The sequence below is a fragment of the Pseudophaeobacter sp. genome, from assembly GCF_039971195.1.
GTDB lineage: Bacteria > Pseudomonadota > Alphaproteobacteria > Rhodobacterales > Rhodobacteraceae > Pseudophaeobacter.
The window spans coordinates 1-4,510 of sequence record NZ_JBDWPJ010000048.1; the positions used below are offsets into that span (position 1 = coordinate 1).

Below are 4,510 nucleotides of genomic sequence, written 5' to 3' on the forward strand. Positions count from 1 at the left end.
AATCGGGCTATTCGCTGTTCCAGATCATGACGCTGGAAAGCTGGTCGATGGGCATCGTGCGGCCGGTGATGGAGGTTTATCCTTATGCCTGGGCCTTCTTTGTGCCCTTTATCATGGTGACCACTTTTGCGGTGGTGAACCTTTTGGTGGGTCTGATCGTCAATTCGATGCAGGACGCCCATTCCGCCGAAGAAGGCGAGCGCACCGATGCCTACCGTGACGAGGTGCTGGAGCGTTTGAAGGCGATCGAGGCGCAGATTGCAGCGGGGAAAGCCGCCGATACAGGTTCAGACAAGACACAAGACAGCAAGTTGTGATTTTGAGTTTTCCCAATTTTGGGGTATGGCGCTGGTAAGGCGAGCAGGCCAAACAGGAAAGAGATATGGACAGACGGTTATTTGGATTGGGGGCGGTTGCCAGCCTGGCAGTGGCGGGCTGCGGATCACGCAGACAGGTCAGCCGGTTCAAGATCTATGACGGCCCCGAAGTGACCAGCGTTGTGGTCAACAAAGGCGCGCGCAAGGTTTATCTGCTGCACGGTGATGACATCCTGCGGGAATATAAGATGGACCTTGGTTTTGCACCGCAGGGCGCCAAGCAGATCGAAGGCGATGGTAAAACCCCTGAAGGGCTGTATCGCATCGACCGGCGCAACCCCAACAGCTCTTACCATCTGTCATTGGGAATTTCTTACCCCAATGCCGAAGACCGCGCCCAGGCCAGGGCCATGGGCAAACCGCCCGGTGGACAGATCTTTATTCACGGCGAGCCCAATAATCCTAAGGCGCGCAAACGCGCAGCGCGGGTGTCGGATTGGACCGCAGGCTGCATCGCGGTCAGCAATGAAGAGATCGAAGAGATCTACGCCATGGTCAAAGACGGCACGCCGATTGCGCTCCGCGCCTGATACCGGCAAAATCTGAACCAAAAAAAGGGGCCCATCGGCCCCTTTGCTGTTTCCGCAGTGTGAAAAGTCTGGCCTAGTTGGCCATCACCAGGGTCCACCAGATCTTTCCATTGGGCTCCTGGAACCAGGAGAAACCCATATTGGTGGCTTTGGGGTCGAGGATCACCGCGCGGGTGCTGGCATCTTCCATCCAGGCTGTGAGGGTCTGCAGCTCGTTCTCATAGGTTTCCGAGATATTTTCCCCCAGCACGGAACCGGTATAGCCGGTACGGGCCACCCGGTCCAAAGGCGAGGAGCCATCAGAGCCAAAGTGCCAGGGGCGGTTTTGCACTGACATATCGCGGGAATGGGTGGCGGCGGCGGCGTTCAGCTGTGCATTGAGCTGTACCTGCGGCGCGGTGGAGGCCTGGCGCAGCGAGTTGACCGAATCGAGCATTCTCAGTTGCACCTTGCCGGCGTTGCGAATGCGATAAGCCGAGCTGCCGCCGGACTCAGTTGTGGGCGTACAGGCCGCTGCCAGCATCAAAAACGCTGCCGAAAGGATCAAAAATACACGGCTCATCTCAACTCTCACTCCATCATTTGTCCCTGCACTTATCCTTCCTGTGGCATCTGCGCAAACAGGGCCGCGAAAATCCGTACAGAAACCTCATGGTTTGATTTGCGACTGAGGCTTTCCGGCCATACTATGGATCACAGCCCGGATTGAAACGCGCAGGATTTTTTCAGATGACACGTACCCCTTTTAACGGCGGCACCCGTCGGCAGTTCCTTATTGGCTCTGCCGCGATGATTGCCACCCCCGCCCTGTCGCAAGCGACTGAAGAACCCGTTGAAGAACAAGCCTTTGACCCGCTGCGGCCGCCGCCTGAACCAGAGCCGCCGGTGCAGAGGAATATCTCTGCTTTTCGGGCCAAACGCTGGCAGCCCTACTTTGATCACCTGCGCAAAGGAGCGATTCTTGTCGACATCGACAGCCGCGCTTTGCACTATTGGTCTGAAGATGGGAATAACTACAGACTTTTCCCCTCATCGGTGCCGCTGTCTGACGATCTGACACGCAGGGGTCGTACCTCGATTACCCGCAAGGTAGACGGCCCAGGCTGGGCCCCGACGCCGAACATGCGCAAGCGCAATCCAGAGTGGCCAGCCTATATTCCGCCTGGCCCTGATAACCCATTGGGAACACACGCTTTGTATCTCGGATGGAAGTATTATCGGATCCATGGAACCCACGATACGCGCAAGATCGGCCGCAAATCCTCCAATGGCTGTATTGGGCTCTATAACGAACATATTGCTGAGCTGTTTGAGGTGGCCAAGGTGGGTACCCAAGTGTTGCTTATTTGACGACATGACGGCGCAGGAAGGGTGAAAAACCGCAACAAGCAATTGCAATTCCGAAGGTTTACTGGTTAGAAAAAATCACGAGGTAAGTCTTGGTTGCGTAGATCTTTTTTGGGTCTGCGCTAATTCTGGAGGTTAACATGAACAAACTTGTACTCGCAGCCGCACTGACCGCCGCTGCTTCCACCGCTACTGCTGGCAACCTGGCAGAGCCTATCGTAGAGCCCGTCGTAATCGAAGAAGCTGCAACCAGCTCTTCCAGCGGCATCGTTCTGCCCCTGCTGCTGCTCGTCCTGGTTGGCGCAGCCGTTGCAAGCAGCTAATTGCTCTGCATAAGATTTAAAAAAGGCGGTGGTTTTCCACCGCCTTTTTTATTGCCCTGATCTCATATCAACAGAATGATGGAGGACAGCCAGTCCTGAAAGGCAAGCTGTCCAGCCGCCAGGCCTAGGCCACCTCAGCCAGGATCTCATCCAGAGCAGTGAGGATCATCTCAACGCCCTCGGCATCGATTGTCAGCGGCGGGCGGATCTTCAGGATATTGTCCTTGGGGCCTTCGCTGCCAATCAGAATACGATGATCCCGCATCCGGTTTTTGACGTATGAGCACAGCGCCGTGGCCTCGCTGCCATCGGGCGTGATCAGCTCGACCCCCAGAAACAGCCCCATGCCACGGATATCGCCAACGCATTGGTATTTCATCTCCAGTCCCGACAGCCCGGCCATCAGGCCAGCCCCCATGCGGCGGGCGTTGTCCTGCAGGCCTTCGTCGTCAACGATGTCCAGCACCTCTTTGCCCATGCGGCAGGAGAGGGTGGATCCGCCAAAGGTGGAGAAGAACTCCGGCCCCTTGGCAAAACTTTCTGCAATGGCTCGGGTGGTGACCAATAGGCCCAGGGGATGGCCATTGCCGATGGGTTTGCCCATCACCACGATATCCGGGCTGGCGCCCTGATGTTCAAAGCCGAAGTAATAGTCGCCCAGACGCCCCAGCCCGGTTTGCACCTCATCGGCAATACAGACCCCGCCGGCGGCACGGATCTTTTCATAGACTGCTGGCAGATAGCCCTTGGGCGGAATGATCTGGCCACCCACGGAAGGAAAGGTCTCGGCGATGAATCCGGCCACCCCCTGGTCGCGATCTTGCAGCGCCTTGATTGCGGGATCCACAAGATCGGCAAATTTCTGCGCCCGGTCTGGATCATCGCGGCCAAAGCTGCCGCGATAGTCGTCGGCGACCTCGACGATCTCGACCCAATCCGAGGGGCCAACGCCGCCATGGGCGTTGAATTTATAGGCAGAGACATCGATCACCCCGGTGGTATTGCCATGATAGCCGTGATCCGGCGTCACCATGCCCTTGGCGCCGGTATGAGCGCGGGCCAGGCGCAGGGCCAGCTCGTTGGCCTCGGTGCCGGAATTGACAAAGAAGCAGACCTCAAGGTGGTCCGGCAATTTTGACAGGATTTTTTTGGCAAATGCGGTCTGCGCCGGATGCAGGTAGCGGGTGTTGGAGTTCATCCGCTTGAGCTGATCCGCCGCCACCGCCTGAATACGCGGATGAGCGTGGCCGACATGGGGCACATTGTTATAGGCGTCCAGATAGGGCCGACCCCATTCGTCAAACAGGTGATGTTTCCAGCCGCGCACCAGCATCACCGGATCGGCATAGGTGAGGCTCAGATTGCCGCCAAAATGATCCCTGCGATGCTGGCGGATTTCGTCCTTATTGGTGGGAGTATAGCGGCATTTTTCATCCGGCAGGTTGAGCAACGCCGCCGGGTTGGGGCAGATGGCGCGCCACATGTACATCTCGTCCGGGTCGCCAACGCCGGGCCAATCGGCTTCGATGCCTTCGGTGGTGAGCGCCAGTTGGAAATGCACATGCGGCGCCCAGCCGCCATTCATGCTGGCATCGCCCAGGCGGCAAAACTCTTCGCCCTTGGTGATCTTGTCGCCTACCGAAAGCTGCGCGCAGCATTCCGGGTCCAGATGGCCGTAGAGGGTATAAAACGGATCCCCCGCCGGGGTTTCATGGCGCAGGATGATCACGCCGCCATAGTCGAGATGCCCGCTGCGGTTTTCCACCACAAAGACCTCGCCCGCCAGTGGCGCAAACATCGGCTTGCCAGCCGGGGCAAAGGCATCCACGGCCAGATGCACGGTGCGCCGATTACTGGCCTTGTAAGGCCCCTTGCGAAAGGCGGGTTCAGCGTAGATCAGCCGGGGTTCGTGGTAATAGCCAAGCCAGATCCG

The 4,510-nt window shown here is 57.8% G+C and carries 6 protein-coding genes; 4 read left to right on the plus strand and 2 right to left on the minus strand.

Features of this window, described 5'->3' with window-relative positions; all coding sequences use genetic code 11:
• Together ABJP42_RS04225 and ABJP42_RS04230 are read left to right on the plus strand one after the other, a co-directional pair.
• On the plus strand, window positions 1-317 hold a 317-nt coding region (locus tag ABJP42_RS04225), incomplete at its 5' end, for an ion transporter (RefSeq protein ID WP_348338631.1).
• Between the two features lie 65 nt (window positions 318-382).
• A complete protein-coding gene (locus ABJP42_RS04230; protein WP_348338632.1) occupies window positions 383-907 on the plus strand; it encodes a L,D-transpeptidase family protein in 525 nt (174 codons plus the stop codon).
• Window positions 908-980: 73 nt separating this feature from the next.
• Here ABJP42_RS04230 and dalA read toward each other — a convergent pair whose 3' ends face one another.
• Window positions 981-1,469, minus strand: a complete 489-nt coding sequence (dalA, locus tag ABJP42_RS04235; protein ID WP_348338633.1) for a divisome-associated lipoprotein DalA — start codon at window positions 1,467-1,469, stop codon at window positions 981-983.
• 167 nt (window positions 1,470-1,636) lie between these two features.
• Here dalA and ABJP42_RS04240 point away from each other — a divergent pair, with 167 nt between their 5' ends.
• Window positions 1,637-2,257, plus strand: coding sequence for a L,D-transpeptidase (locus ABJP42_RS04240; protein ID WP_348338634.1), 621 nt, complete (start codon window positions 1,637-1,639; stop codon window positions 2,255-2,257).
• Window positions 2,258-2,394: 137 nt separating this feature from the next.
• Window positions 2,395-2,577, plus strand: a complete 183-nt coding sequence (locus ABJP42_RS04245) for a hypothetical protein (RefSeq protein WP_348338635.1) — start codon at window positions 2,395-2,397, stop codon at window positions 2,575-2,577.
• 124 nt (window positions 2,578-2,701) lie between these two features.
• On the opposite strand, the gene ABJP42_RS04250 is transcribed toward ABJP42_RS04245, so the two are convergent.
• On the minus strand, window positions 2,702-4,510 hold a 1,809-nt coding region (locus ABJP42_RS04250), incomplete at its 5' end, for an aminotransferase class III-fold pyridoxal phosphate-dependent enzyme (protein WP_348338636.1).

Excerpts from the sequence above, each read along its gene's own strand:
- ABJP42_RS04230 (WP_348338632.1), top strand. The coding sequence starts at position 383 with ATGGACAGACGGTTATTTGGATTGGGGGCGGTTGCCAGCCTGGCAGTG.
- dalA (WP_348338633.1), bottom strand. The coding sequence starts at position 1,469 with ATGAGCCGTGTATTTTTGATCCTTTCGGCAGCGTTTTTGATGCTGGCA.
- ABJP42_RS04240 (WP_348338634.1), top strand. The coding sequence starts at position 1,637 with ATGACACGTACCCCTTTTAACGGCGGCACCCGTCGGCAGTTCCTTATT.
- ABJP42_RS04245 (WP_348338635.1), top strand. The coding sequence starts at position 2,395 with ATGAACAAACTTGTACTCGCAGCCGCACTGACCGCCGCTGCTTCCACC.